Source organism: Streptomyces sp. NPDC127068, assembly GCF_042724695.1.
Lineage (GTDB): Bacteria > Actinomycetota > Actinomycetes > Streptomycetales > Streptomycetaceae > Streptomyces.
Genome location: NZ_JBHXEN010000119.1, coordinates 1 through 2,828, shown reverse-complemented (window position 1 = coordinate 2,828; position 2,828 = coordinate 1). Strand labels below are relative to the sequence as shown.

The window sequence follows — 2,828 nt, the reverse complement described above, 5'->3', positions numbered from 1 at the left end:
GCGGTCAGGACCGCGTCGGGACCCAGTTCCAGGAAGCGGCGCACGTCCAGGTCCCACAGGGTGCGGACCCCGTCAGCGAAACGCACCGCTTCGCGCACGTGGCGGACCCAGTAGTCGGCGTCGAACGCCTCCACCACTGCGCCCGTGACATTCGAGACGACCGGAATCTGCGGTGCCGCATACTCCAAGCGCTCCGCGACCGTCCGGAACTCGTCGAGCATCGGTTCCATCCGCGGGGAATGGAACGCATGGGACACCCGAAGCCGCGTCGTCTTGCGGCCCTCCCAGTGCGTGAGCCATTCCTCGGCTGCGTGCTCGTCACCGGAGACGACCACGGAAGTCGGGCCGTTCACCGCCGCGACTTCGAGGCGGCCCTCGAACCCGGCCAACGATCCGATCACTTCAGGCTCGCTGGCCTGAACCGCGATCATCACCCCGCCCGCAGGCAACCCACCCATCAAACGGCCCCGCGCCACCACCAACTCCGCGGCGTCACGCAACGAGAGCACCCCCGCCACATGCGCAGCAGCGATCTCCCCGACGGAGTGGCCGATCAGGAAGTCCGCGCGCAGTCCAAGCGACTCCACCAGGCGGTACAGCGCGACCTCGACCGCGAACAACACCACCTGCGTGAACTCCGTCGAATCCAACACCCCGCCGTCGGACGCGAGAAGCTCCCGCACCGAGCGGCCCAACCGCGGGTCGAGTTCCGCACACACCTCACGCAACGCCTTGTCGAAGGCAGGGAACTCCGCCGCCAAACCCAGCCCCATACCCACACGCTGCGAACCCTGCCCCGTAAACAGGAACGCCGACTTCCCCGCCACGGACCTTTCGGCTTCGCCCGTGGAGATGCTGGCCAAGCGCGCTATCAACTCATCACGACCACCGGCCACCACCACCGCACGCCGCTCCAACAACGCACGCGAACCCACCAACGAAAACGCCGCATCCAGAACAGACACATCAGGCCGCTCGGTCACGAAGGAACGCAACCGATCCGCTTGGGCACGCAACGCCGCATCCGAACGGCCCGACACCACCACCGGAACCGCCGCCAAGCGCACGCCGCCCGAGGAAGTTCCCTCCGCCACAGCAGCATCCTCAACCGGCGCTTCTTCCACGATGATGTGCGCGTTGGTTCCGCTCACGCCGAACGACGACACACCCGCACGACGCGGACGATCCCCCACCGGCCACGCACGCGCCTCCGTCAACAACTGAACTTCGCCCGACGCCCAATCGACGTGCGGCGACGGCTCATCCACGTGCAACGTCGACGGCAACACACCATGCCGCAACGCCATCACCATCTTGATCACACCCGCCACACCAGCCGCAGCCGACGTATGACCAATGTTCGACTTGATCGACCCCAACCACAACGGATCGCCGGAACGCTCGCGGCCGTACGTCGCCAACAACGCCTGCGCCTCGATCGGGTCACCCAACTTCGTCCCCGTACCGTGGCCCTCAACCGCGTCCACGTCCGACGGGGACAGCCCGGCGCTCGCCAGCGCCTGCCGGATCACCCGCTCCTGCGACGGACCGTTCGGCGCCGTCAAACCGTTGCTCGCACCATCCTGATTCACCGCACTGCCACGAACCACGGCCAAAACCTTGTGCCCAAGGCGCCGAGCATCCGACAACCTCTCCACCACCAACACACCCACACCGTCCGAGAACCCAGTCCCGTCCGCCGACGCCGCATACGCCTTGCACCGACCGTCCGGAGACAGTCCGCGCTGGCGGCTGAAGCCGATGAACAGGTCTGGAGTCGCCATCAGCGAGATGCCACCGACGAGTGCCGTCTCGCACTCGCCAGCCCGTAGCGCCTGGGACGCCAGGTGCAGGGCCACCGCGGAGGAGGAGCAGGCCGTGTCCACGGAAACTGCCGGTCCCTCGAAGCCCATCGTGTACGCGACACGGCCTGACACGACGCTCATCGTGGTACCCGTGAGGTGGTATCCCTCCAGCTCGGGAACCATGGTCGCGTGATAGCCCGACGCAACGGTGCCGCAGAAGACACCCGTGTTACTGCCCCGAAGCGTCGTCGGGTCGATACCCGCGTTCTCGAACGCCTCCCACGACGACTCCAGCAACAGGCGCTGCTGCGGATCCATCGCCGTCGCCTCACGCGGACTGATCCCGAAGAACTCGGCATCGAAATCCCCGATGCCCTGTACGAATCCACCAGAGCGCGTGTAGACCGTCCCCGTCTGGTCGGGGTCCGGGTCGTAGAGCCGCTCCAGGTCCCAGCCGCGATCAGCAGGGAACGGCCCCATGGCGTCCCCTCCGGACGCCACGAGCTCCCACAACTCGTCCGGTGAGGAAACGCCGTTGGGGAACTTGCAGCTCATTCCCACGATGGCCAGTGGCTCATCGGTGTCCACCCGGCGCGACCGTGTCGTTCGCGAACGGACGATGGCAGCATCGACCACGATCTGCGAGATCAGCAGCCGGGCGACCGAAGCCGGCGAGGGGTGGTCGAACACGAGAGTGGCGGGCAAGCGCACACCAGTGGACTGAGTCAGCCGGTTGCGCAGTTCGACCGCGCTCAGGGAGTCGAAGCCGAGCTCGTTGAATGCGCGACCCGGGTCGATCGAGGTGGACGAGGCGTGCCCGAGCACGCCCGCGACCTGCGCCAGCACCAGTTCGAGCGCTACTTGCTCGCGGTCCGCCTCCGGCACACTCGCCAATCGCTGAGCGAGCGAACCACCAGTCTTGAGCAGTCGAGCGCCGGGGGCCAGGCCGCGGAGTACCGCGGGGATGCTCCCGGCCCTGGCCTGGGCCCGCAACACCGCGGTGTCGAAACGAACCGGTGCCAG

Annotated in this window: 1 protein-coding gene; it reads right to left on the bottom strand. The window is 67.2% G+C overall.

Annotated elements, in window-relative coordinates:
• Window positions 1-2,828 (bottom strand): beta-ketoacyl synthase N-terminal-like domain-containing protein (locus ACFWIA_RS35030; RefSeq protein ID WP_387011320.1); only part of this gene is annotated, 2,828 nt, incomplete at both ends.